Below are 22,991 nucleotides of genomic sequence, written 5' to 3'. Positions count from 1 at the left end.
CTCAATTTGTGATCGGGGGTCGTTTATGCCATATTGCGTTAATTGTCCAGCAAGTGCCCGAATTCCCCCATTTTTCAGGGAACCCCTGCCATCGCCCCGGCATCAATTACACAGTTCACGTCACGGGGATCAAGGGAGGGGCAGCTCACGCGCTCGCTGGTCGACTCTCCCGCCAGGATCGGACGAACCGCGCCGGTCATTTTGATCGCGGCCTTCACCGCGGTCGGCAGCGTATCGGCCGAGGCCGCATACAGCTGGCGGATCGCGCCCGCCCCGTCCCGGAGCGCCGGCATAAAGTTGTGGCCCACGTGATAAGTCAGGGTCGCGATGATGATCGATTCGAGCGCGTACTCACCCGCCTCTTGCGCGAGGTCGCGGGCGCGGTGCAAATGTTGAAGCGCCATGGTGCGGTCGCCGGCTTTCATGGCCTCTTCCGCCAAGCGGTAGAAGACGAGCGACTCCACCGTTTTGATGGACATCTTTCCCACGGCGTAGAGCTGCGCCACGCCGACGCCCAAGCCCGTCGCGTAAAGTACCAGTCGCGCGGTCGTCGACGAGAACGTGAGCGCGCCGCCGACCGCACCGACCCCCGCCCCCATGGCCGCGGCCATCGCCAGACGTTCGGGCGCTTTGTCTTTCCACGTATTGATCTCGATGCCGAGTTCGCACGCGAGCGGAGTTCCGCGGTTGTAGGACTGCTTCACCGCTTCGGTCATGGCGTGGTAAGAGTCCTGCGCGATGACGGCCGCGGGCGCGCCAACGAAACCGATCGCGGCCCCCGCTGCGGTCTCGGCCACTTTCACGAGGAGCGCCGCCACCACGGGATTCGTGGAAAGCCCCGCCGTCGCGGCCCCCGCTCCCGAAACGATGGGCCCCGAAACCACGAGCGTCGAAATCAGCACTCCGCCACCGACCAGGCCCAAGGCCACGACCGCAATCGTGCGCGACGAAGCGGAGGCCCGATCGTCGATCATCTGGCCGTTCAGCACGCGCCAACGCAGAAGGTAGGTATGCATATCCGCCATGCGCATGAGGGCCTCGGCCTTCACGATCTCGCTTTGCGAAGAGGCTTTGATCTTTTTCAGGATCGAAAGCACCGTGCGGTCCAACGGATGCATCAGGTTGTGGCCGGTCATCTCCATGATCGAGATCTGGCGCATGGTTTGGTCGAACCAGCCCCAATCCTCGTCATCGGTACCGATGGTCAATGCGATGGAGTGTTTCAAACGCGCCTGATCGACAAGGTTCAGGGCCTTTTCCATGAAGTAAGGCGAAGGCTCGAGCACCTGCGGCTGCGGAAAATCTTTTCGGACGATCTCTTGGAGTTTGGCGTCGAAGCTGGGCTTTCCCCAGTGAGAGAGCAGATGGCTCAACTTCGCGTGGAACATGCGAAGCGCGTCGCCTTCTTCGAGCGAGAGTTCCACCGAGGCGTCGCAGTGGGGGCGCTCCCCTTCCTCATTTTGGCGCGCGTTCGCGCGGCGGATCGGCAGGGCGACGGTCGTCGCCAGCACCACACTTAAGACACCATTCATCAGCGTTTTCACGGGGGACTCACTTCGGTCGGCAAACACCCATGGCGGTCAGTTTGTCGATTCCGAGGAAGATTCTTTGTTTTTCGAAAGCTTCGATGTTCGCTGCGGGCCAAGCCGACACGCAGGTCAGATTCGCGCCCTCGTCACAAGGGAAGCTGCGCAGCTGGTAGCTCGAGAGTTTTTTGGAGGGTTCAAAGCGCGCCTCGCGGTTCTGGGCCATCGGACATGCGCCGCCGATGTCGCGCTGGCGTAGCACGCACGTGAACAGATCGTTTTCACCGCGCTCGCAGCGGGCGGTGGTTGCGCGCTGAATCTCGGACGGGAACGTGTCGCGGTGCCAGGCCAGGCAGTCACGGTCGCCTTCGGCCAGCCGGTCCTTGCCGTGACGTTCCCGTTTGCACGTGCTCATGGTTTCCGTGCGGTACGCCCGGTGCGCCATCTGGAATTGCTTTTCCGCCCAGGGGCGGACCGCCTGCTCGAACTTCTTCTGGCAGTGCTCTTTCAGATAATGACCGATGATGGGTTTTTCCGTATCGAGCTGGAAGAAATTCGAGAACAACGTGAAGGGCGTGCCGAAGCCTTTGCCCTTTTCCTGTTTGTGTCCGCTTCCCAGAAAATCGAGCGAGAACGATGACGACTCTTCCGACGCCATCGAAAGTTCGAAGACGCACATGCCGACCATCGGGTAGCCTTCGCGCACGTTGGGATAAAGATAACCCGAGTCGGGATCTTCCACCACGAGTTCGGGGGCGGCGAGCGCGCCGTCGGCGTCGAGATCCCCGCCCTTGCCGTCTTTCGAACGGAGCGAGCCGATGAGCACGAGACCGACGTTACGCGAATACTTCAAGGTGAAGGTGTGTTTCGTGGAGCCGGTGATTTTCGACTGCGACCACTGAAAGCCGACGTAAGTGTCGCGGCTGCTGGTATCGTAGGAGTCGTACTTCCACCACACGCGGGGAAGCGCGGGCCAGTCGAGCGGCTGCATCGACGAACCCACGAGCGCTTCGAGGCCCTGCTGGCGCATGACGTCCGAGCCGCCGGGAAGCATCCACTGGATGGCTTGCTCTTTGAGCTCTCCGGGAGGATGGGCGAAGAAAGGAAGCTCGGTGCTGGTGCGAACCATGCCCGAACTGCGCGGCGAATAGGCTTCCGCCCCCGCGACGACCCCGAACACCACACATGACCACGCTACGACATTGCGAACCGCGCCCATAATTTCCATCTTCCACCACCCAAAGCGAGTCCCTTTTGACTCTGCCCCTGTTCATGCCCCGTCCGGCGGGGAGCCATTGCAGACTCCGGACCAAATCTTGGCTGAACTTTAACGTGGTACGGCGACGAATTCGGTCGCTCGCGGCGACAATTCCTGGTTCTTACGAACGCAAATTGGCAGAATCCCCCTTTAAGTGTCCCACATGACTTTGCAAAATCTGACTGACCAAACTTCAAACACTGGCGCGCTCGTGAAAACCACGAATGTGTTTTTATCTTTGTTCGCGGTGTCCACGCTGATCTCGCAGACGGCGATGGATTTCTTCTCGGCGCTTTTCGTGTTTGGGGTTTTGATCTTGGCGGCGCGCGACTCGCGCTATCGCGCGTGGGTCTTGCGTCGTACGGGGCTCGAGTGGTTCGCGGGGCTTTGGTTCGGCGCCACCCTTTTATCTTTGCTTTGGAACACGGACCGCGTTCCCGATCTCCAGTGGATGAAACTTCTAGATTTCCGTTGGCTGCTGGTTGCGGTGGCGGCGGGCCGCCATCTCAGCTTTATTCGTGTGAGTGAATACACTATCCGTGCGCACTTCGTGCCCTACGTCCTCGCATGCTTGTGGGCCATCTCTATTTTCTTTTTGAAGTACGATCCCTTGCAACCCGGCGCCGTCCTCGACGCCTTTCCGGACGGCACCGTGCGCACCGGTGGTTTTCTGCAACAGGCGATCGTCTTCGCGCAGTTGTACGGGTTATGGCTCATGATTCCCATCGGGATCTTGATTCAAGACCTGCCGCGCTTCGAAGCTCTACGCTCCAGCGGCCCGCGTGGCACGATCTGGATGGGCGCCGTGATTTTTGGAAGTCTCGCGATTTTGCTCAGTTTTACTCGTGGCGTATGGATGGCGGTCCCGATTGCCAGCGTAGTCATTTTAAGTCTTCGCCGATGGACATGGGCCCTGGTGGGTGCGCTCCTTGGACTCGTGAGTGTCGTGGGTCTTATGCTTTCCTGGCCCGCGCTCAATGACCGTATCCTGCAGGCCTTTCAAGGCGGAGATACGGAAAGACTGTGGATCTGGCGCGCAAACTGGGAAATGTGGAAGGACTCACCACTCTTCGGCGTGGGCTACAACCAGAATGTGCAACTGCTCACGGAGTATTACGCAAAAGTCGAAGCTCCCCCCGGTCTGCTCGTCAGCCACGCCCACAACCAGTTTTTGCATATCCTTACGGGCACCGGAGTTTTCGGAATGCTCGCCTACGCTGGTTTTTGGATCTTTAGTTTGATCGGGGGATTTCGACTGTATCGAAACCTCTCACCTAAACAAAAATTCGCACGGGGAATGACTCTCGGAGTAATCGGAGCGATTTGCGTCTTTCTTTTCGGCGGTGCCTTTGAAAGCAATTTCGAACACGCGAAAATGCGCCTGACCCTCGCCTTGGTTCTTGGCCTGCTCGTCGCACTTCGCGACGGCCTTCAATTCGGTGAGCCTAAGAAATAGTTGGTTTCCAACCGCTCGACGACCGGATATTCAACAAAGCTACGCCCATAGGCCGACTTCTTACGAAGAAGCAGAAAGATACTCACCGCACCTCCGCCCCATATTGCCGCCAGCGGTTTGGCAATGGCCGCGGGAAACGGATAGAAATTGCTGCCTCCGAACGCAACAAGCTCATAACCTTCCGGAAAACATCGACCAAAGAAGCGCAAAATATCGTGTTTCGTGAAACCGCGAATATGTGCCGAGGCTGTTTGGATCGCGGTGGGCTGACGCCCCAATAGCAAAAGCCCCCGATTGTGGAAGGAAGCCAAATTAGGAACGCCAATCAAGAAATGACCACCGACCTTCAGTGTGCGCGAAACCTCATGACAGATCCAGAAGATCTCTTTCGTATGCTCCAAGACCTGATTCGCGATAACTAAATCCAGGCTTTCGTTCTCGAAAGGAAATCTGTCCACCTCGAGATTCAACGGGTGGGCCTGGCAATTCATCTGTCGCAGCTTCTCGACATTCGGCGGATAGCTTTCAATGGCATGAAGGCTTGCCGTCGGCGATCCACCGCGAACCAACTCGAGATCCGTTCCGGAACCAGCCCCCACATCCAGCACCTGTGGATTCATGACCCCAGTCAAAGCTTGAGCCGAGTATTTTGAAATCAAGTGACGGCCGTAGTTCAATCCGCGATCAATCATATTCTGCACTCCGAGAGGTGTTCATGCCTTCGATCGAAAACGGCACCAGCGCGGGAATTCGGTCCACGCGTGTAACTTTGGCGCCCGTTACGCAAATCGAGTCCCCGCTACTGAGTTGATCGAGAAGCTCTTGCTGAAAGTGAATCTGCATCCCGGGGACGGCCGAGCGCAGTTCGAACAGTGACTTTGACACCATTCCCCGCTCCCAATCGAAGCCCGTTTCCACTTCCAGGATCAGGCGTTCTTCCCCACTGACTCCAAGATAGGTCTGCACCGTGCCGCACTCGCGCACGCACTCGGGATGAGCCTGGGCTGGGATGACGCCAAAGACACCGAAGATCAAGAGTCCGGTCACAAAGGAGAACATGGGGTGGTTTTAGTCGGGAAAGGGATTCAGGGTCAATTGCCTGAAATCAGTGCAGGATTAGGGGATTCACCGTGACCGATGGTCCCCAGGACGGCTAAGACGCCCGCCATGCGATACCTCGTTGTGACCTTCCTGCTGCTTTTGCTGAATCCTTCCGCTCGCGCGGACTTCCGCCTTTTCGAATGCCGGTCGACGACACTGACGGAGGCGGCCCTTTGGGTGAAGGTCCGAATGGGTTCGGGCATCGTCGCCGTCTCGGAAGATGCTTGGTTTGAATCCGAAGGTGAAGGCGACTTCACGAAGCTCAGCCAGCCGCTCGCGCTCGATGCCTATTTGAAGCACCGGGCTTCACGTGATCCCGCCAAGAATTACGTCTTTGAACTCGAAACCACGGCGGCCGAAACCTTGCGCGTCGAGCTGAATGAAAAAGTCGATTCGGGCCGGTACACGTCGACCCAGTCGGGCGTCGTCGCGTTCGCGCACGATCTCACCTGCCGTCCGGATCAGGTTCCCTCGCCGCACTAAACTTTGAGTTTACGGGCCAGGCCCTCGGGCAGAACGCGGCGAAGCCAGCTGATGAACTTCCAAACAATCGGCGTATAGACGTTGGCACCTTCATCGATTTTGTAGGCGATGTCCTGGGCGACCTTTTCCACGTTCGTCCAAAAGCGACCGTCGCGCGGAACGTCTTTATTCAGCGGCGTCTCGACCCGCGCGGGAATGATCGTCGTGACCTTCACGCCCTTCGGGGTGAGCTCCTCACGCAGTCCCGAAAGCAGCACCTTCAGGGCGGCCTTCGCGGAACCGTAAAGATAGGTCGTCGAACGCCCCACGTCCCCTTCGACCGCGCTGAACGCCGCCATGGTGCCGTAGTTGTTTTTGATGAAGTGGGATTTCGCGGCCAAAAGAACCATCGCCGCCGACTCGAAGTTCACGTCCAAGATGTCGTGAACGCGTTTGGGCTTCAGATCTTGCTCGGAACCGTAGCCCATGAAGCCCTGGGCGACGAGCAGCGTATCCACGCGCTCTTTCTCGCCGAAGAACTCCTCGACTTGCTCCCAGAGTTTGATGGGATCGCTGAAATCCATGACGATGACTTCGACCTGCGAGGCCCCACGACTTTGCAGGTCTTTGGCGATGGCCGCCAGGCGATTTCCGTTGCGGCCGACGAGGGTCAATTGATCCCCGCGACGCGCCCAAATCTGGGCGACGCCGACGGCAATCGCGGACGTGGCCCCAAAGATGACACGATCCTTCATCTCAGCTCCGTTTCACAACTCTTTCACGTTATCCGTCGTCCTGGGGGGCCGCCAAGCGTAGAGCCCCCACCTTCTTCGCAATCGGACCTCGGTCGGGGGTGGACCCTGGACCTGTCTAAAAGTTCTCACTGTCTGGAATGTTGTCGCCATGTGGATCGGGCCGGCCACCCCGAGGGGCTTTTTGGGGCGTTTTGAGGGTTGGCACTCCTTGCATTCTTAAGAGTCGACGGAGGCATCACCATGCAACTGATGATGTTGAAGAAAGAAGAGACCGGAACCCTTTCACTAGTCGTTCTCACTTTATTGGTGGCGATCATGATGGGGATCGAAGCGAAATCATCCCCGGCTCCCGCGGCGGTCCAAGTGATCCAAGCCGCAAGTCAGATTCAGAAATAGATCCAAAATGGATTTCGGTTCGAGATGGTTTTCCCCCTGGTACTTTGTACCCGTCTTGGACCGAGGTTCATCGCTTGAGAGTGAAGGTTTTTGAGGAGGGCAAACTTTCTCTGAGGGCAAAATAGAGAGGTTAGCTGAAGAGGCCAGGACGGCCTCTTTTTTTATTTCGCGGCCAGCGTTTCGCTGAGTTCCAGCCACTCTTGCTCGAGCGTGTTCATGCGCTCGGTTTTTTCGCCCAAATCTTTGATCGCCGATTGCAGCTCCGGACCTTGCAGGCCCCCGCTCAGCTTGTCGGTCAGGCCCGTGATCAAAGGCTGAAGATAGCTCATCTCCTCTTCCACGGACTTCAAGCGACGCTCGTCTTGACGGCGCTTTTTCTCGGCTTCTTTTTTCTCCTGGTAGGACTGGGTTCCGGAGGAGGTCGGCTTCGCCACCGCGCCCTCCGGCGCCGACTTCGTCGCCGCGACCACGGGCGCGGCGTCGACGTCCTCGGCGCTCAACTCCTTTTGGATGCGCCAGACGTACTCTTCGTAAGTGCCGGGGTAAAGATGGGCGTCGCCGTCTTTGATCTCGACGATCTTGTTCGCCACCCGCTGGATGAAGCCTCGGTCGTGGCTGACGGTGATGAGCGTGCCCGGATAAGCGTGCAGCGCCTGGGTCAACGCTTCGACGGTTTGAAAATCGAGATGGTTCGTCGGCTCATCGAGAATGAGGACCGGGGCTTTTTGCAGAAGGACGCGGCCGAGCGCCACGCGGCTGCACTCCCCTCCCGACAAAACGGAGATCGGCTTTTTGACGTCGTCGCCCGAGAAAAGAAGCGACCCCGCCATGTCGAGAATCTCTTGGCGTAGAACTTCCGGATGCGCGCCCGCCGCGAGCGACGAGTAAACGTCATCGCGGGGATCGAGCGCCTCGACCACGTGCTGGTGGAAGAAGGCGATGCGGACGTTGTGGCCGGGTTTCACCTCGCCGCTTTGGGGCGCGAGTGTTCCGGCCAGCGACTTGAGTAACGTCGACTTCCCGACACCGTTGTAACCGACGATCCCGATGTGGTCCTCGCGTTTGATCCGCAAATTCACGTTCGTCAGGATCTTACGCTCACCGTAGCCGATATGGGCGTTTTCGACCTGCAGCACCTGCTCGCCCGTGTGGGTGGGCTTCGGGATCTTGATCACCGCCGAAGCGCGCAGCGGTTTGATCTCGATGACTTCCATCTTTTCGAGCTGCTTCATCTTCGACTGCGCTTGGCGGGCCTTGGTCGCCTTCGCGCCGAAGCGGGTGATGAACTCCATGACCGAGGCGCGTTTGTCCGCCAAGTTGGCCGCCCGCGCACGCAGCTGCTCGGCCAAAAGCTCTTTCTGCTCGAAGTAGTCGTCGATGTTGCCGGGGAACTTCATGAACTCGCCCGCTTCGATTTCAAGCGTATGGTCGGTCGTGCGGCGCAGGAACTCGCGGTCGTGGCTGATCAGCAGGAACGCGCCGTCAAAGCTTTGCAAAAAGCGCTCAAGGAGCAGCGTCGTTTCAAGATCCAAATAGTTCGTCGGCTCATCCAGCAGCATGAGGTTCGGCGCTTGGCCCAGTAGCGCCAGCAACTTCACGCGCATACGGTAGCCGCCGCTGAGGGACGTGATCGGCTTATCCAGCATCTCTTCGCTGACTTTCAATTCGCGGCCACGGGATTTCACTTCCCACAGGGGGATCGTCGTCGTGCGCTCCAGGAATTGATTGCCGGTTTCGCCTTCGTTCCAATGATCGTGCTGTGAAAGATAACCGAGCGAGAGCTCCTTGGAACGGACGAGCCGCCCTTTGTCCATGGACTCATCACCGGTCAGGATCTTGAAAAAGGTCGACTTCCCCGCGCCGTTGGGGCCGATGACGCCAATATGCTCATCACGATTGATGGAAACGGTCGCGCCCGTGAACAGGACGCGCGTTCCGTAGGCTTTTTCGGCATCAATGAGCTGCAGCAGATTTTCCGACACAACCTGATGTCGCATTTTTGGCGGACGATGACAAGACCGGGCTTGAGACCTATGCTTACGGAATGGACTTCTCGATCTCAAATCTTCTGGCGGGACTTCTCTTCGGGACCGTGGGCTTTTGGATTTTTCGTAAATCGATTCAAAAGTCGAATCTGAAACTGGCCGTCATCGCGGTCAGTCTGATTTTGTGGACCTACTTCGCGCCCAACGACTACGCCGATTGGATCGGCTGTGTCGCGCTTTCGGGCGCGGCTTACTACGTCTGGAACGAGGAGTGAGTCGAAACGACTAAGGCTCTGCTTCCCAGTGCCGCTCGGTGGGCGCATTTTTCGTCAGACGACGGAACTCCTGCGCGGTCAAAAGCTGGATGCTTTCGGAGGTGGGATCGAAAACGATCTTGATATCGCCGCGCTGAAGTTGGCGGCGAACCTGATCGATTTTGGTCGCGAGCTGCACCTCTTCGCGGCCGTAGTCGGTGCCCTCGCGCAGGACGAAGCTCTCCAGCACGCCGTTCAGGGCGTCTTCGCTGAGCTCCGTCCACGGGACTTCGACCGGGGGTGCGGCTTGCGGATTCATTCTACTCTTTGGTTTTCAGGCGGTCGTTGTTGTCGCCGATGAATTTCAGAATCTCTTCTTTCATTTCCATCAGCTTGATCCACTGCTCTTTGTAGAGCGTGACCGGGAAACGGCCCATGCCGTAAACCGAAAGGGCGCCTTTTTCCGACACCTTCATTGAGATCGCGCCACGCGCGGGCTTCGTCGCTTTCAGGGCGGCATTTTCGGCTTTCAGACGTTCCAGTTCGGCTTTCATATCTTCGGACATGGTGGGTTCCTCCGCGCACCAGTTTGGTTTTACCGGGCACCGCAAGCAACCGACGTCGCGGCGCAGTTAACGACGAAGCTGCCGCATCAACTCGTCAAAAGCTTCAGGAGCTCCTTCCTCCTTGCACCACTTTTGGACTTTCTTTTGGTCGAAAGGGAACTTCCGCGCGACGAGAACCGCTTGATCCAGACACTCCCGGGCCCGGAAGTGGATATAGGACGCTAGTCGATCACGAATGCAGTCGGTCGGCGAGTAAATGTAGAGCGTTTGCCCCTCGACTTTGACTTTGTCGGGTTCGATGCGCACGTCATCCCCGATCCCGACGGGGCCATTGACGAACTCGATGAATTTGTCGCAGTCAGGGTGCACGAAGTGGCGGCTTTTCTGCTGGATGAATCCGATCTCGGCCATCAAGCCGGGAACTTTTTTGTCCAGACTCGTTCGCAAAACGAAATCGAGATCACCCGACTGATATGCGCCTTCGGAGTAGATCGCCGCGACGGCCCCGCCCACGAGGAAAGTTTCGATTCCATGACGAGCCAAGTGCCAAGCAACGAATTTCCAAACCTCTTCCTCGGTGCACGTCTTCCAGTTCGGCTCTTTCAAGTGACCGGCTTTCCTTTACGGCGGGGACGACGACGCGAAGGAAATGTCTTCTCTTTCTCAGAAATCGAGAGCTGGTCGTAGGCCATTTCCACGAGCTCACGCACAGGCCGCGTCAGCGGTGACTTGCGGTTGAATGTATAGATCCGGGTGCGCCCCATCTCTTTTGAAACCAAGACTCCGCCCCGCTCGAAGCGGTTCAGCTGCTGGCGCACGGCCGCTTTGGAAATCGCGAAATCCGCGGCGATCGCCCCCAGATGGGCTTCGCCGTGATGGTGAATGAACATGAGGACCTTTTCCGCCGTGGCATTGCCAAAGATGGATTCAAGCATGCTCTTATGATGGTCTAATTTTTAGACCATATGAACTAATTTTTAGACCATATGGGTTAAAAACTAGACCCCTCCAAGCAGGCGAAGATGGCCCGGTGAAACTTACGAGCCCCAGCCGCAGGGCGTCTTGTGAGCGGGGCCGCCGGGAGTATGCTCCAGTTCCATGTCCGTCCCGGCGTCCCCCTCATTCACGTCCTCGACCTACCGCCGCTTAGCGGGACTGGCGCGGACGGAGCGGGCCTTCCTCGCTTGGGGAATGCTGTTCCTGATTTTGTCGAGCGGCGCCGGCCTCGTTTATCCGCAGCTCGTGCGCTGGATGGTGGACAACGTGCTCCAGCCGAAGAACTACGCCCTGCTCAATCAAGTCGTGATCGCGCTGTTCGCGGCCTTCACGTTGCAAGCCCTCACCTCGAGCGCGCGCTACTACTTCTTCACGCTGGCGGGCGAGCGCATCGTGCTGCGACTACGGCGCGATCTTTTTCACCGCATCCTGAATCAAGACATCGCCTTCTTCGACTTCAACCGCACGGGCGAACTGATGTCGCGGCTCGCTTCGGACTGCACCACTTTGCAGAACACCGTCAGCGTCAACATCTCGCAGGGACTGCGCAATCTGGGGCAGGTCGTGGGCGGGCTCGGTTTCATGTTCTACACCTCGTGGAAACTGTCCCTCGTGATGCTGGTGCTCGTGCCCCCCGTCGCGGTCTTCGCGAACTTTTTCGGTAAACGTATCCGTCAGCACGCCAAGAATTTTCAGCAATCCATCGCCGACGCCTCCATCGTGGCGGAAGAGTCCATCTCGGGCGTGCGCACGGTGAAGTCCTTCGTGCAAGAGTCCACGGAGCTTGAACGTTACGACGGCGCGCTCGGCGTGGCGCTCACGACCGCGAAGGCGCGCATCACCAGCATCGCGCAGTTCATGACGCTCGCCATGCTGATCGGCTTCGCCGCCGTGTCGTTCGTGCTATGGTACGGAGGGCGCGAGGTCGTGCTGGGCTCCATGTCCGTGGGCGATCTGACACAGTTCCTGCTTTATTTGATGATCGTCGCCATCGGCGTGGGCTCTCTCGGAAGTTTATGGGGCGACATGATGGCCGGGGTTGGCGCTTCAGAGCGGGTCTTCGACATCCTGGAACGCGATTCCGAAATTCACGGCGGCGGGCGGAAGCTGGAGCGCCTGGAGGGGCGCATCGAATTCCGCGACGTGGAGTTCGCCTATCCCAGCCGTGCCGACGTTCCGGTCCTGCGGCAAATGAACTTTCACATCGAGCCCGGCGAAGCCGTCGCATTGGTTGGCGGTTCCGGCGGCGGCAAGACGACGGTGGCGTCGCTCCTGACCCGTTTTTACGATCCCCGCGCGGGCTCCATCGAAGTCGACGGGGTGAACTTGCGTGAGTTCGATCTCGCGTGGCTGCGCGAGCGCATCGGCATCGTCTCGCAAGAGCCGGTTTTGATTTCCTCCACGATCGAAGAGAACATCCGCTATGGCCGACCCGAGGCGACCACGGACGAAGTGATCGCGGCGGCCCGCTCGGCCAATGCCCATGACTTCATCGCGGCTTTTCCTGAAGGCTACCGCACTCTCGTCGGCGAAAAAGGGATTCAACTCTCGGGCGGGCAAAAGCAAAGGGTCGCCATCGCCCGCGCTCTTTTGAAAGACCCGCGCATCTTGATTTTGGATGAGGCCACGTCCAATCTCGATACCGCCTCGGAGCACCTGGTGCAAGAGGCGCTGTCGCGGCTGATGAAGGGGCGCACGACGCTCATCATCGCCCACCGGTTGGCGACGGTGAAGGACGCGGACCGCATCTTCGTGCTGGACCAGGGCCAGATCCAGCAGGTGGGTTCGCACGAGGAACTCGCCGCCGATCGACAAGGTTTGTATTTCCAACTTCTGCAACGTCAATTCATTACGAGGTCGGCGACCTCTTGATCGGCTCGGTTCCTTGCGAAAGAATATTGAGATAGTCGTGATACACGAACGTCTTGTGCCGATCCTTACCGGTGATTTCACGGACAATCCCCAACTGAATCAAAATTTCGAAAGCCCGAAGAACCGTCGGCAAAGAGAGTCCCGTTTCCTCGCGGACAATCGACGTATTGCATATGGGTCGGCGCTGCAACACTTCGAAAACCGAAAGAATACCCGCGGAAACTGACGCCTCTTCCAGTTTACGGCGATCATTTTTGAAAACGGTCAGAACTTTGTGCGCGGTCTCTGTCGCTTGCGACGCGGTTTCCTCGACCCCAACGAGGAAGAACTCGATCCACTCCTCCCAGTTGCCGGTGACCCGTACGGACTGCAAAAGCTCGTAATAACGCTCACGATGAGTTTTGAAATACAAACTCAAGTAAAGAAGAGGCTCCGACAGAACTCCTTCCATGCAAAGCATGAATGTAATGAGCAGTCGCCCCAGACGGCCGTTTCCATCCAAAAAGGGGTGAATCGTTTCGAACTGAACATGCGCCAACGCGGCCTTCACCAGGACGGGCATTTTGACTTTCGGATCGTGCAGGAAGCTTTCGAATTCGCCGAGAACTCTCATCAGCTCGCCCACCGGAGGCGGAACAAACAAAGCATTCCCTGGGCGGCTTCCGCCGATCCAATTCTGGGAAGTCCGGAATTCGCCCGGTTGCTTCAAGTTGCCGCGACCTTTGCGCATGAGTTCGGCATGAATTTCCCGAATGATCCGCAGCGAGAGAGGGAACTCTTTCAATCTCGTTAACCCGTAGTTCATCGCAGAAACGTAATTGGAGACTTCAACCACGTCATCCATCGGCGCACCAGGAGCGGCGGCGTTTTCGTACATTAATAGATCGGAAAGTGAAGACTGCGTTCCCTCGATCTGTGAAGAAAGGAGAGCTTCTTTGCGGACGTACATATAGATGAAAAGCGATGCATCGGGCAGAATTCGACTCATCCCATCGAGACGACCTATGGCAATCACCGCCTTATCAATCAGCGGATAAAGCCGAGAAAGATCGATCTCTGGCTTCGGGGGAAGCGGCTTCGGCACGTAGGATTTGTAGGTCTCTTCGCCGCTTTTAACGACTTGCCATGTTCCTACTCTGTCTTTAAAGTCAGCCTTCATGTAACTCTCAATTTTGGGCAAATTTGTTAGCTATTTAAAGTAACTCTCATTTTTGTAAGTCACAATAAATAACTCACATTTTTTATAATTTTATTTACTTAGATGAATTCAAATCAATTATAGAAGACTTGAGGAACCCATGAGACCGCTACTGTCCAACGAACTGGTCGTCCCGAACGCGCAACGCTGCCAAGAGCAGTTTCACCCCTGGATCGTGAAAGAAGTCGAAACCCTGCGCACCACGCACGAGTGGCTCGTCGTCGGCATGAAGATGAATCCCGTCGTGAAAAACGCCCGTAAATATTTGGACGAGCAAGGAATCAAGTATCACTACGTGGGTTACGGCTCGTACTTCTCGATGTGGAAACCGCGCCTCGCCTTGAAGATGTGGGTGGGCTGGCCCACGTACCCGATGATCTTCCACAAGGGAAAACTCGTCGGCGGTTTCGTGGATTTGAAACGCTACCTGAAGGGCTAAGCGCCCCGCCTACGGATCCGCCGGAGAGCGCCCCACTTCCATCCGGTAGCGGGAAAGATCCAGATATCCCGCCTCGGCGGGATCCTCCCGGCGATTCACCTCTTGGATTTGGTCGAAGACCCGCCAAAAATCGGGGGACCGACGGCTGAGCGAATACTTGCGATGAAAGGCTTCGAAGTCGCGCTTCAGCCCGATTTTCTTTAGACCTTTCACGAACCCCGTGAGCTCATGCCCTTCCACGACGAAAATGTCATTGGGATAAGATCCCCGCACACCCGGCAGGATCGTCAGCGTGTCGCTGTCGGGATCCAGACGATGCCCCTCCCCGAACATCCACGAAATATTCTGGTACTCGCGGTTGCGGATGAGTGAATACAACTCGGTGACCTCGCCCTTCTCTTGAAGGACCAGAAGCGAGAACTCCGGCATCCGTTTCGCGAAGTAGGATTTTTCGTGAACCGAAACCGAGGCCAGCTCACGGAGCGCGCTCGCGACCGGCGGAAGTTTGTCCTCGGGCGGGCGAAGTTTCTTCCGGTTCAAACCGTCGGCTCCGCGAATTGCGGGCGCAAGGCGTGTGAAAAGAATCCGATCCAGGAGATGCGCGTGTGTGTCGGCCTGCCCCTCGAACGAAAGCGCCGCCGGAATTTTCGGAAACTGGTCCTCATTCAAGAGATTCAGCTTCATTTGCGTGAGCGTCCCCTGGTACCAGAATTTTTTGACCTTCAAGCGCTCTTCGGGCGGCAAGAAATCGAGATAGTTGTTCTCGGCCTCCATACGGATCAGGTCCATGTAAAGACGGGTCATGGCTTGATGTTTGACGTCACCGAAGACGTCGAAATTCACGACCAGGTTGTAGACCAGTCGTTCAAAAATCGAATAGTCCAACATGAAGACCGTACGTGGAAGATCCCCTTTCGCTCCGAAAACGACTTCGGCATTGTCGTCGTGACGGAAGACGGTCAGCAAGGCGTTGGGGTTTTCCCCCTCCCCGTTCCAGATGTGCGAGAGGTCGAGCCCCTTGGGAAAACGCTTCTCGAGCTGCCGCGCCTTCAATTGCCGATAACGATTGCGCAGTTCGGTGATGGCTTGAAAATCCTTGAACGCGCGCACGAGCCCCAGACGGGCATCCAAGTTCCCGGGCAGAAGCAAAAGCCGCTCGGACTCTTGGGCGAACTCGGGGTCCAAAAGCATCACGTCCTTCGCGGGATCGATGAAGAAAACGAAGAACTGTTCGCGGATGACGTTGACCGCGACGCTGCCGTTACAAACCGGGCCTTTGATGAACGTCATGATGTGGTAACGCGCGTCTTCGAGCAAAAACCGGTAGCGCGCGGCCACGGGAATTTCGCGAAAGGCGACAAAGGGATTCCCCGAAACCTCGCGGGCGAACGAGGGGAACTCGCGGGCCGTCCATTTCTCTTGCGCGAAGTTGCGTTTGATCCAGTCGAGTTTCTTTTCGCTGATCTCGTAGGGAATATGTTTCTTCGCGACCGTTGCGCCGACGTCCTCGTAGAAACAGTAGTGCCACTCTTTCACGCCTGGGTCGTCGTTCGGCTGGCGCGCGCGGACGGGCGTGATGGCCGTCGTGCAACCGGTCGACGACCGCGCAAGCTTCAGATAGCCAGAGTGCTTTCCCGGAAAGGCGAAGCGGGCCAGGAACAAATGCTCGAAAAGGTAACGCGCGACGAGCCGCGATTTCAGGTCCTTCGCGTTGAGGTAGGCCTCCCAGTCGCGAACGATCTTGAGCTCCTTCGGCGAAAGCCCTTTCAGCTGCAGTGTTTCGATTTCCCCGGGGGCGCCGGCCTTGAGCCAGGTTTTGATCTTCAGTTCCTCGTCCGCGGTCAACGCCGGTAAGGCGTAAGGCATGGCAAATTCGGGATGGCTTTTCTCAAGGGCGAAGACGTCCCGCTCGGTTCGCACGCACATGGTGTTCTCGCGGACCGTGAGGCTGGGATAGCTCGTCCGCTTTTTGGCGATCTCGATGAGCCTCCAGAACACCGATTTCTCGCCGTGGGCGAGAACGTCGAAGAACTCCTTCTCGCGCCATTCGCGGGTGTCTTTGGCATCTTCGAACATCCGCGTGGGCGCCATCTCCTGAAGGCGGTCGCCTTGATAGACCGAAAGCAGGTTGGCGCCGCGCTGGGTGCCCGCGTAGCTCTGCAGATTCATCTGGCAGGGCGATTCGTAGCAGCTGTGGCAGGAGATGCAGCGCGCGTTGAAGATCGGCTGGATGTGGTCGTGGAAGTAGGATGCGGGGACCGTGGCGGGGGTTTGCGCCCCGGCCACGGCAGAGAAACCGAGCGCCCACAAAACAAAAACACTCATCATCGCCTCAGACTGTCATGGGTCTTGGAGGCGCGCAAAGTAAAGATCAGGTACGAGCAAGCGTTTGTTGAATCTCTTCGAATACGCGATGGGGCGAAATCGCACTTAAGCAGCGGTTGTCGCTACAAGGGGCGAAGTTCTTGCCATCATAGCAGGGCTGACACGGAAGCTTTTCGGCGAGCTGTAGGATGCGCCCACGGTTACCAATCGGAAAACGCCAGCTTCCCTCGGTGGGACCGAAGAGGCCAAAAACGGGAACGCCGGCCAGTCCACCGATGTGCAGGGGGCCTGAGTCGTGCGTCACGAGAGCTTCAACTTCGCTGAGTGCACCGACGAATCCGAGAAGATCCAACTCGCCGATGCGATTTTTCACATTCAGTCCTTGGAAACTCTGCATCACCCATGCGTCGGTCGGAGCTCCAAAGATTTGAACGTCGAAACCATTCGCGAGGAGTTCTTCAGCAAGCTTACGGTAGTGCGTGATCGGCCAGCGACGAAGGCGATCATCGGCAAGGAGATTTCGCGCTCCACCAGGAGCGAACGCGATCACTTTCGAACCCTGACCTTTCCAGACCTTCAGGGGCCTGGGCATAAATTGTTTGGGATCCGGCGCCATGCTTGAATCTTCACGTGTCGCCAGTTTCAGGTATTCGTAGGAATGGTGCCTCGTCCCGGTTGGGATCCGATTCCCTCCAAGATGACTCCCGAAGCTAAAAACGGGACCACGAACCCCTTTGAAGAGAAGACGATAGCGCGGATCTGCATGTCCGATGAGGACTTCATCATATCGGCGCCCCAGGAATCGAAGAAAAACCTGCACGAACACGGTCAGCTTCGCCGTCAGGTTGCCTGCAAAAAGTTTTCGATCATTGATGGTTTCAATGATTTGAGCGTCAGAAAAAGTACGTACGAGCGGTTCCAAGGATTGACCGCAAACCCAAGTCACCTCAACGCCTTGCCGGGCAAGACTGCGTGAAAGGGGGAGCGCCATGATGACGTCGCCGATCGCCCCCAGCTTCACGAAAAGCACGCGTTTGCCCGTTGGCGCGGCAGTCATTGTTTGGGTTTCAGCGTCTTGCATGCGGCAAATGGTTTCATTGTCCGAGAGACGAGGCAAGACCGAAGCCATGGCATGAAGAGATCACCTCGACGCTTGGCATCCATACTGCTATCTGTCGGTAAGGCTCTCAACCTGCTTTAGAATCTCCGTGAGTTCCAAATCGGGAGTGATTTTGAAAGCTCCTAGGCAACCAGCACGCTGGCCCGCCTCCACGTCCACATCGGAGTCGCCGATCATCACCGAACGCGAAAGATCCAAGTTCAGCCGTGATGCTGCCCAGGTTAGCATTCCCGGTGAGGGCTTGCGCAGTCCCGGCGCGACCAGCCCCTCGACGAAGGCGGAATCCGGAAAATATCCTGCGGCGAAGGTTGCATCTAAATGGACACCTTCGGCGGCCAGCAACTCATCCATTCGCGATTGGACCGCATCGAACTGTTCCCAAGTGTACCATCCTCGACCGATACCGGACTGATTCGTCACGCAGACGACCATCATACCCCGGCCCCTCGCCCAGCGAATCAACGGTACAATTCCGTCTTTGAGGACCACGGCGGCAGGATCCGTAATGTAGGGAACCAGATCGATAATCGTGCCGTCACGATCCAAAAAGAGAGCCGCGATCGGCTGAGCAGACGGAAGCGTTCTTGGCTCGGGTCCAAGCTTTGGCGTCGCAATTCGGGTAGGCTCATTCTCGGCAATTCGCTTCAGCATCGCGCTCGCTCTGTTCCGAAATTCGGGATCCCGAATTGGCAACTTCAAAGAATGGGCTGGAGAGAAGCGATCGACGTTATCAAGCTCATGGGATACTCCAAGAATGACGCTACTTCTCGGATCGCGCGGCACCGAAATTTCGGGATTTTCATGCACAACGACGTCGGGAAAATGCTCGATCAGCCAACGGAGCTCCTCGCCCGTGAGACTTCCACCATCGACACCGAGGTGGCCTTTTGTCCATAGCGTGACTAAAACTGGAATGAGCTCGGGACAGTCACGCTTCAGGTCGTCAAGAAGGTGCGCCGAGATCGGGGATGGCATCAGCCCAATCCCGAATCGGCCGAGATTCTCCTCAGATAGTCACCGTAGCCATTTTTGGAATACTTATCTGCGATCTTGAGAAGCTGAGCTTTGTCGATGAACCCCTGAGTGTAGGCGATTTCTTCGATACAGCAGATCTTCATCCCTTGGCGTGCTTCAATCGTTTGCACAAATTGGCTTGCTTGCAAAAGAGAGTCGAAGGTGCCGGTGTCGAGCCACGCGAAACCGCGGCCAAGCGTCGTCACCTGGAGCTGACCTTTTTCGAGGTAGATCCGGTTGACGTCGGTGATTTCAAGCTCGCCACGAGCCGAGGGTTTGATCTGACGGGCGTAATCGAAAACCTTCTCGTCGTAGAAATAAAGTCCCGTGACTGCCCAGTTTGACTTCGGAACTTTGGGTTTTTCTTCGACACTCAATGCCTTCCACGACTTGTCGAATTCGACGACTCCGTAACGCTCAGGATCACTCACATGGCTGGCGAAAACGTCGGCGCCTTTGCTCAATTTAGAGGCATTCCGAAGCTTCGTCGGCAGGTCATGTCCATAGAAAAGGTTGTCACCCAACACGAGACACACTGGAGAGCCCTTGAGGTCATCTTCAGCAAGGTGAAACGCCTGGGCAATACCTTCAGGTTTAGCTTGCTCTCGATAGTGAAACTTCATGCCCAATTGCTCACCACTCCCGAGCAGGCTCTGGATCAGTGGCAGATCGCGAGGCGTCGATATTAAAACGACCTCGCGTATCCCCGCCATCATCAGGGTGGCTAGCGGATAATAAATGACGGGTTTATCGTAAACGGGCAACAGCTGTTTGCTAACGGAATCCGTCAACGGAGCCAAGCGCGTTCCTGATCCTCCAGCGAGCAATATTCCTTTCAAGAGACAACCCCATTCCTTTTTTGATTCGCAGACTTAGAAACCTAAATAGGTACAAAAGATGATTGTCCTTGTCTAGGGAGTTTGGCAGACATATGCCTTTGCGAGAGGGGAACTAAATGGGGCGTTGCCTACTTGTGACCGGTGGAGCCGGCTTTATTGGAAGTCAATTCGTTCGCATTGCCTTAGACAATGGATATCGGGTCATCAATTTCGACGCGCTGACTTATGCTGGGCATCTCGCGAATCTGAACGACGTTGAGAAGCATCCCGAGTACTGTTTCATTCACGCCGACATTCGCGATCGCGGCGGACTGCGCGCAGCAATGGCTGATCATCATCCCGATGGGATCGTTCATTTCGCGGCGGAGAGCCATGTGGACAACTCGATCCATGGTCCTCAGGTTTTCCTCGAAACGAATATCATGGGTACGTTTTCACTTCTCGAGACCGCACGCGAATACTCAAAGCTCTCGAAAAAAGCGTTTCGCTTTCTTCATGTGTCAACCGATGAGGTCTTCGGAGAACTCGGGCCGACCGGAAAGTTCTCTGAGACCACCGCCTATTCACCGAACTCTCCTTATTCCGCGAGCAAGGCGAGCTCGGATCATCTCGTGCGGGCTTGGCATCACACCTATGGTCTCGAGACGATCATCACAAATTGCTCGAACAACTACGGTCCAAGGCAATTCCCCGAAAAGCTGATCCCCCGAATGATTCTTAATGCGATTGAAGGAAAGCCGCTGCCGATCTATGGAAAAGGGGAAAACATTCGCGACTGGATTCACGTTGAAGACCATGCTCGCGGAGTCCTGCAAGCCTTCGAGAACGGTCAAAGTGGCCAAACCTACTGCCTGGGCGGCAACTCCGAACGCAAAAACGTCGAAGTGGTCCACTCGATTTGCGAAATTCTGGACCGAAAAATGGCCCGGGCTGACGGCAGAAGCTACAAAACGCAAATTGAGTTCGTCTCTGATCGACTAGGCCACGACTTCCGCTACGCAATCGACGATCGCAAAGCGGCGAATGAGATCGGCTTCAAACGACGTTTCGACCAATTCGAAGATGGTCTTGCCTCAACCATCGACTGGTACCTGAAAGCCGATGAGTGGCTGGCAAAGCTTCGCTCAAGGAACTCGGCGAAATGATTTTGATTCTTGGACGCAATGGACAGATCGCACGCGCCCTTCAAGATCTCGTTTGGGACGAGGAAGTATTGGCTCTGGGTTCAACCGAAGTCGACTTCACCCGTCCCGATCTTATCGCATCTCAGCTGGATAGGCACATCGAAACCCCTCCCCGGTTTATTCTCAATGCGGCCGCCTACACGGCCGTAGACAAAGCCGAGTCAGAGCGGAAGGACGCTTTTCTCATCAATGGTGAAGCGGTCGGAGCCATTGCACGCTGGGCCACTTCACGCGGCAGCCGGATTCTACATTATTCCACGGACTATGTTTTCCCGGGATCAGGTGAGCGCGCGTGGACTCCCTTCGATGCGACAGACCCCGTGAATACCTATGGAGCAAGCAAACTCGAAGGCGAAAACCAGCTTCGGGTCCATGCTCCCGACGCCTTCATCCTCCGCGTTTCTTGGGTCGTCTCTGAATACGGTCACAACTTCGTAAAGACCATGCTCAAGCTCGGACGCGAGCGAGACGAACTGAGCGTCGTGCACGATCAGATCGGAAGCCCCATGTCCGCAAGAAGTATTGCGGAACTCTCACGTTTGATGATCCTCAAGGCTGATCAAGTTCGTGGCGGAGGTACATATCATCTGTCCTCGAAGCCCTACGTTTCGTGGCACGATTTCGCACAATCCATTTTCGCGTGCGCCCGCGACAGCGGATTCGACTTGAAAGTTAAAAAAGTAAACGCCATCTCTTCCGAAGAATATCCGACCCCGGCTCGTCGTCCGCATAACTCGCGCATGTCGGACGACCTCTTCTTCGAAGAGTTCGGTCTCCGAATGAGGCCATGGCAAGAAGATCTTCGACAAATCATCGGGAGACTCAGATGACCTTCGAAACCCTACCCTTACAAGGGCTCATTCTTATTCAAAACCGAATCTTCTCGGATGACCGGGGGTATTTCACCGAGCGCTATCGCACGGACTTGTTTAAACGACACGGAATTGCAGAGCCTTTCGTTCAAGATAACTTCTCCTGGTCGAAGCCTGGTGTCATTCGCGGGCTCCACTTCCAGCATCAGCCCGCTCAGGGGAAGCTTGTAACCTGCATCTCCGGAAAGATCCTGGACGTGGCCGTCGATATCCGACTCAATTCGCCGACCTTTGGCCAACACTATAAGGTGGAACTCAATGCGCGTACGCCAACCTGGCTTTGGCTTCCCGCGGGGTTCGCGCATGGATTCAGTGTATTAGGCGAGGAACCCGCGCACGTCCTTTACAAAGTGACGGCGGGCTGGGGTCCGGGCGGCGAAGGAGGAATCTTCTGGAAAGACCCGAAGCTTGGGATCGACTGGCAGGTCTCATCACCACATTTGAGTTCCAAAGATATGCAACTGCCCTCATTCGAAGAATATCGTAACAATCCCAAGTTCTTCTGGAACTCACGAAGCGAGGCTCCATGTCACACGTGATTTGGCCCAAAGATCAAGAACGCCTCAGGAAGAGCTTTCAAGATTCGGCGCCGTTTAACCATTTGGTCATCGACGATTTTTTGGATTCCCAACTCGCGAGCGAGGTGAGTTCCGAGTTCCCCGAGTTTTCTTCTCCGATCTGGTACTCCTACGAAAACCAAATCGAAGATAAACGCGCGATGAACTCATGGGATCGCTTCCAAAAAAATACGTATCGGTTGTTCGCTTACCTGAATTCCCCCGAATGCCTAAGGGAGTTAGAGCGGATCACGGGAATTCCCGAGCTCCATCCCGATGTGGGATTGAATGGCGGGGGCCTCCATGCGCACAAGCGTGGAGGAAAACTAAATGTTCATCTTGATTATTCTATTCACCCCAAGCTCGAACTCGAAAGACGATTGAACCTCATCATCTATCTCAGCCCTCGTTGGGATGCATCTTGGGGCGGAGGACTTCAACTGTGGAGTCATGATGCGGAAAATGAAGCCCCCGGCCGATGCGAAAAAACCGTGGACAACGTGTTCAATCGTGCCGTTTTATTCGACACCACTCAGAACAGTTGGCACGGACTACCCGATCCCCTGCAGTGCCCAGAAGGAGTAGTGCGACAGTCACTCGCCATTTATTATCTGACTGATCCCCGGGCCGAGGCGAGCCGGCGGGGTAAGGCCCTCTTCGCTCCTCATATGGATCAAAAGAACAACCCCGAAGTGATGGAGTTAATACGGCGAAGATCCGGCATTGAATCCGCAAACGAAGTTTACCGGAAAAAGTAGGGATTTAGGCGGATCATTCACGTGGCATCAAACCAAATGCGACGCCGCGAGCGCCTCC

25 protein-coding genes are annotated in these 22,991 nt (G+C 56.5%); 10 read left to right on the top strand and 15 right to left on the bottom strand.

The features are described 5' to 3' along the window. Window positions 1–74: 74 nt before the first annotated feature. Both KF767_07370 and KF767_07365 read right to left on the bottom strand, forming a co-directional pair. Entirely contained in the window at window positions 75–1,544 is a 1,470-nt protein-coding gene (locus tag KF767_07370) for a hypothetical protein (GenBank protein MBX3017690.1), read from the bottom strand. Between the two features lie 7 nt (window positions 1,545–1,551). Beyond that, complete coding sequence (locus KF767_07365; GenBank protein MBX3017689.1) at window positions 1,552–2,754, bottom strand: hypothetical protein; 1,203 nt, start codon at window positions 2,752–2,754, stop codon at window positions 1,552–1,554. A 184-nt stretch (window positions 2,755–2,938) separates the two neighbouring features. Between KF767_07365 and KF767_07360 the strand changes: the two genes are divergently transcribed. Beyond that, on the top strand, window positions 2,939–4,240 hold the full coding sequence (locus KF767_07360; protein MBX3017688.1) for an O-antigen ligase family protein: 1,302 nt from the start codon (window positions 2,939–2,941) through the stop codon (window positions 4,238–4,240). Here KF767_07360 and KF767_07355 read toward each other — a convergent pair. Then, on the bottom strand, window positions 4,216–4,932 hold the full coding sequence (locus tag KF767_07355) for a class I SAM-dependent methyltransferase (protein ID MBX3017687.1): 717 nt from the start codon (window positions 4,930–4,932) through the stop codon (window positions 4,216–4,218). The genes KF767_07360 and KF767_07355 overlap by 25 nt on opposite strands. Beyond that, complete coding sequence (locus tag KF767_07350) at window positions 4,925–5,299, bottom strand: hypothetical protein (GenBank protein ID MBX3017686.1); 375 nt, start codon at window positions 5,297–5,299, stop codon at window positions 4,925–4,927. Before KF767_07350 ends, KF767_07355 begins: the two co-directional genes overlap by 8 nt. A gap of 108 nt (window positions 5,300–5,407) precedes the next feature. On the opposite strand from KF767_07350, the gene KF767_07345 reads away from it, so the two are divergent. After that, window positions 5,408–5,824, top strand: coding sequence for a hypothetical protein (locus KF767_07345; protein MBX3017685.1), 417 nt, complete (start codon window positions 5,408–5,410; stop codon window positions 5,822–5,824). On the opposite strand, the gene KF767_07340 is transcribed toward KF767_07345, so the two are convergent. Further along, on the bottom strand, window positions 5,821–6,558 hold the full coding sequence (locus KF767_07340) for an SDR family NAD(P)-dependent oxidoreductase (GenBank protein ID MBX3017684.1): 738 nt from the start codon (window positions 6,556–6,558) through the stop codon (window positions 5,821–5,823). The two genes, KF767_07345 and KF767_07340, sit on opposite strands and share 4 nt — an antisense overlap. A 240-nt stretch (window positions 6,559–6,798) precedes the next feature. Here KF767_07340 and KF767_07335 point away from each other — a divergent pair, with 240 nt between their 5' ends. After that, entirely contained in the window at window positions 6,799–6,954 is a 156-nt protein-coding gene (locus KF767_07335) for a hypothetical protein (GenBank protein ID MBX3017683.1), read from the top strand. A 161-nt stretch (window positions 6,955–7,115) separates the two neighbouring features. On the opposite strand, the gene KF767_07330 is transcribed toward KF767_07335, so the two are convergent. Then, complete coding sequence (locus KF767_07330; GenBank protein MBX3017682.1) at window positions 7,116–8,936, bottom strand: ABC-F family ATP-binding cassette domain-containing protein; 1,821 nt, start codon at window positions 8,934–8,936, stop codon at window positions 7,116–7,118. 17 nt (window positions 8,937–8,953) lie between these two features. Here KF767_07330 and KF767_07325 point away from each other — a divergent pair, with 17 nt between their 5' ends. After that, a complete protein-coding gene (locus KF767_07325) occupies window positions 8,954–9,214 on the top strand; it encodes a hypothetical protein (protein MBX3017681.1) in 261 nt (86 codons plus the stop codon). Between the two features lie 10 nt (window positions 9,215–9,224). Here KF767_07325 and KF767_07320 read toward each other — a convergent pair whose 3' ends face one another. The 4 genes from KF767_07320 to KF767_07305 all read right to left on the bottom strand — a co-directional run bounded on the left by KF767_07320 (window position 9,225) and on the right by KF767_07305 (window position 10,694). Then, a complete protein-coding gene (locus KF767_07320) occupies window positions 9,225–9,512 on the bottom strand; it encodes a YheU family protein (GenBank protein MBX3017680.1) in 288 nt (95 codons plus the stop codon). 1 nt (window position 9,513) lies between these two features. Then, window positions 9,514–9,759 carry a hypothetical protein gene (locus KF767_07315; GenBank protein MBX3017679.1) on the bottom strand — a complete coding sequence of 82 codons (246 nt, stop codon included), beginning with the start codon at window positions 9,757–9,759 and terminating at the stop codon, window positions 9,514–9,516. Window positions 9,760–9,825: 66 nt separating this feature from the next. Continuing rightward, window positions 9,826–10,365 (bottom strand): hypothetical protein, encoded by a 540-nt coding sequence (locus tag KF767_07310; protein ID MBX3017678.1) that lies wholly within the window; start codon window positions 10,363–10,365, stop codon window positions 9,826–9,828. Continuing rightward, entirely contained in the window at window positions 10,362–10,694 is a 333-nt protein-coding gene (locus KF767_07305; protein MBX3017677.1) for a winged helix-turn-helix transcriptional regulator, read from the bottom strand. The genes KF767_07310 and KF767_07305 overlap by 4 nt, the downstream gene beginning before the upstream one ends. A gap of 163 nt (window positions 10,695–10,857) precedes the next feature. Here KF767_07305 and KF767_07300 point away from each other — a divergent pair, with 163 nt between their 5' ends. Beyond that, complete coding sequence (locus KF767_07300) at window positions 10,858–12,627, top strand: ATP-binding cassette domain-containing protein (GenBank protein MBX3017676.1); 1,770 nt, start codon at window positions 10,858–10,860, stop codon at window positions 12,625–12,627. Here KF767_07300 and KF767_07295 read toward each other — a convergent pair. Then, window positions 12,605–13,786 (bottom strand): Fic family protein, encoded by a 1,182-nt coding sequence (locus KF767_07295; GenBank protein ID MBX3017675.1) that lies wholly within the window; start codon window positions 13,784–13,786, stop codon window positions 12,605–12,607. The two genes, KF767_07300 and KF767_07295, sit on opposite strands and share 23 nt — an antisense overlap. 139 nt (window positions 13,787–13,925) lie before the next feature. Here KF767_07295 and KF767_07290 point away from each other — a divergent pair, with 139 nt between their 5' ends. Next, window positions 13,926–14,264: a glutaredoxin gene (locus tag KF767_07290; protein ID MBX3017674.1), complete on the top strand. Its 339-nt coding sequence runs from the start codon at window positions 13,926–13,928 to the stop codon at window positions 14,262–14,264. Between the two features lie 9 nt (window positions 14,265–14,273). On the opposite strand, the gene KF767_07285 is transcribed toward KF767_07290, so the two are convergent. Genes KF767_07285 through rfbA form a run of 4 tightly spaced genes read right to left on the bottom strand, consistent with a single transcriptional unit; the run spans window position 14,274 to window position 19,562 of the window. Next, complete coding sequence (locus KF767_07285) at window positions 14,274–16,592, bottom strand: fatty acid cis/trans isomerase (protein MBX3017673.1); 2,319 nt, start codon at window positions 16,590–16,592, stop codon at window positions 14,274–14,276. A gap of 43 nt (window positions 16,593–16,635) precedes the next feature. After that, window positions 16,636–17,718: a glycosyltransferase family 9 protein gene (locus KF767_07280; GenBank protein ID MBX3017672.1), complete on the bottom strand. Its 1,083-nt coding sequence runs from the start codon at window positions 17,716–17,718 to the stop codon at window positions 16,636–16,638. 39 nt (window positions 17,719–17,757) lie between these two features. Continuing rightward, complete coding sequence (locus tag KF767_07275; GenBank protein ID MBX3017671.1) at window positions 17,758–18,684, bottom strand: HAD family hydrolase; 927 nt, start codon at window positions 18,682–18,684, stop codon at window positions 17,758–17,760. Further along, complete coding sequence (rfbA, locus tag KF767_07270) at window positions 18,684–19,562, bottom strand: glucose-1-phosphate thymidylyltransferase RfbA (GenBank protein ID MBX3017670.1); 879 nt, start codon at window positions 19,560–19,562, stop codon at window positions 18,684–18,686. The genes KF767_07275 and rfbA overlap by 1 nt, the downstream gene beginning before the upstream one ends. Before the next feature lie 116 nt (window positions 19,563–19,678). Between rfbA and rfbB the strand changes: the two genes are divergently transcribed. The 4 genes from rfbB to KF767_07250 are packed head-to-tail and all read left to right on the top strand — an operon-like array spanning window position 19,679 to window position 22,933. Further along, window positions 19,679–20,707: a dTDP-glucose 4,6-dehydratase gene (rfbB, locus tag KF767_07265; protein MBX3017669.1), complete on the top strand. Its 1,029-nt coding sequence runs from the start codon at window positions 19,679–19,681 to the stop codon at window positions 20,705–20,707. Beyond that, window positions 20,668–21,576, top strand: coding sequence for a dTDP-4-dehydrorhamnose reductase (rfbD, locus tag KF767_07260; protein ID MBX3017668.1), 909 nt, complete (start codon window positions 20,668–20,670; stop codon window positions 21,574–21,576). Before rfbB ends, rfbD begins: the two co-directional genes overlap by 40 nt. After that, entirely contained in the window at window positions 21,573–22,157 is a 585-nt protein-coding gene (gene rfbC / locus KF767_07255) for a dTDP-4-dehydrorhamnose 3,5-epimerase (protein ID MBX3017667.1), read from the top strand. Before rfbD ends, rfbC begins: the two co-directional genes overlap by 4 nt. Continuing rightward, on the top strand, window positions 22,145–22,933 hold the full coding sequence (locus KF767_07250) for a 2OG-Fe(II) oxygenase (protein ID MBX3017666.1): 789 nt from the start codon (window positions 22,145–22,147) through the stop codon (window positions 22,931–22,933). The genes rfbC and KF767_07250 overlap by 13 nt, the downstream gene beginning before the upstream one ends. Window positions 22,934–22,991 lie beyond the last annotated feature (58 nt).

The organism is Pseudobdellovibrionaceae bacterium, from assembly GCA_019637875.1.
GTDB lineage: Bacteria > Bdellovibrionota > Bdellovibrionia > Bdellovibrionales > Bdellovibrionaceae > JAHBUW01.
Note: the sequence above shows the minus strand (reverse complement) of the source record. Positions and strands in the feature narration are given on the sequence as shown.

Coding starts and splice junctions, on each gene's coding strand:
- KF767_07365 (MBX3017689.1), bottom strand. CDS start 2,754: ATGGAAATTATGGGCGCGGTTCGCAATGTCGTAGCGTGGTCATGTGTG.
- KF767_07355 (MBX3017687.1), bottom strand. CDS start 4,932: ATGATTGATCGCGGATTGAACTACGGCCGTCACTTGATTTCAAAATAC.
- KF767_07350 (MBX3017686.1), bottom strand. CDS start 5,299: ATGTTCTCCTTTGTGACCGGACTCTTGATCTTCGGTGTCTTTGGCGTC.
- KF767_07345 (MBX3017685.1), top strand. CDS start 5,408: ATGCGATACCTCGTTGTGACCTTCCTGCTGCTTTTGCTGAATCCTTCC.
- KF767_07340 (MBX3017684.1), bottom strand. CDS start 6,558: ATGAAGGATCGTGTCATCTTTGGGGCCACGTCCGCGATTGCCGTCGGC.
- KF767_07335 (MBX3017683.1), top strand. CDS start 6,799: ATGCAACTGATGATGTTGAAGAAAGAAGAGACCGGAACCCTTTCACTA.
- KF767_07320 (MBX3017680.1), bottom strand. CDS start 9,512: ATGAATCCGCAAGCCGCACCCCCGGTCGAAGTCCCGTGGACGGAGCTC.
- KF767_07315 (MBX3017679.1), bottom strand. CDS start 9,759: ATGTCCGAAGATATGAAAGCCGAACTGGAACGTCTGAAAGCCGAAAAT.
- KF767_07305 (MBX3017677.1), bottom strand. CDS start 10,694: ATGCTTGAATCCATCTTTGGCAATGCCACGGCGGAAAAGGTCCTCATG.
- KF767_07300 (MBX3017676.1), top strand. CDS start 10,858: ATGTCCGTCCCGGCGTCCCCCTCATTCACGTCCTCGACCTACCGCCGC.
- KF767_07295 (MBX3017675.1), bottom strand. CDS start 13,786: ATGAAGGCTGACTTTAAAGACAGAGTAGGAACATGGCAAGTCGTTAAA.
- KF767_07290 (MBX3017674.1), top strand. CDS start 13,926: ATGAGACCGCTACTGTCCAACGAACTGGTCGTCCCGAACGCGCAACGC.
- KF767_07285 (MBX3017673.1), bottom strand. CDS start 16,592: ATGATGAGTGTTTTTGTTTTGTGGGCGCTCGGTTTCTCTGCCGTGGCC.
- KF767_07280 (MBX3017672.1), bottom strand. CDS start 17,718: ATGGCTTCGGTCTTGCCTCGTCTCTCGGACAATGAAACCATTTGCCGC.
- KF767_07275 (MBX3017671.1), bottom strand. CDS start 18,684: ATGCCATCCCCGATCTCGGCGCACCTTCTTGACGACCTGAAGCGTGAC.
- rfbB (MBX3017669.1), top strand. CDS start 19,679: ATGGGGCGTTGCCTACTTGTGACCGGTGGAGCCGGCTTTATTGGAAGT.
- rfbC (MBX3017667.1), top strand. CDS start 21,573: ATGACCTTCGAAACCCTACCCTTACAAGGGCTCATTCTTATTCAAAAC.
- KF767_07250 (MBX3017666.1), top strand. CDS start 22,145: ATGTCACACGTGATTTGGCCCAAAGATCAAGAACGCCTCAGGAAGAGC.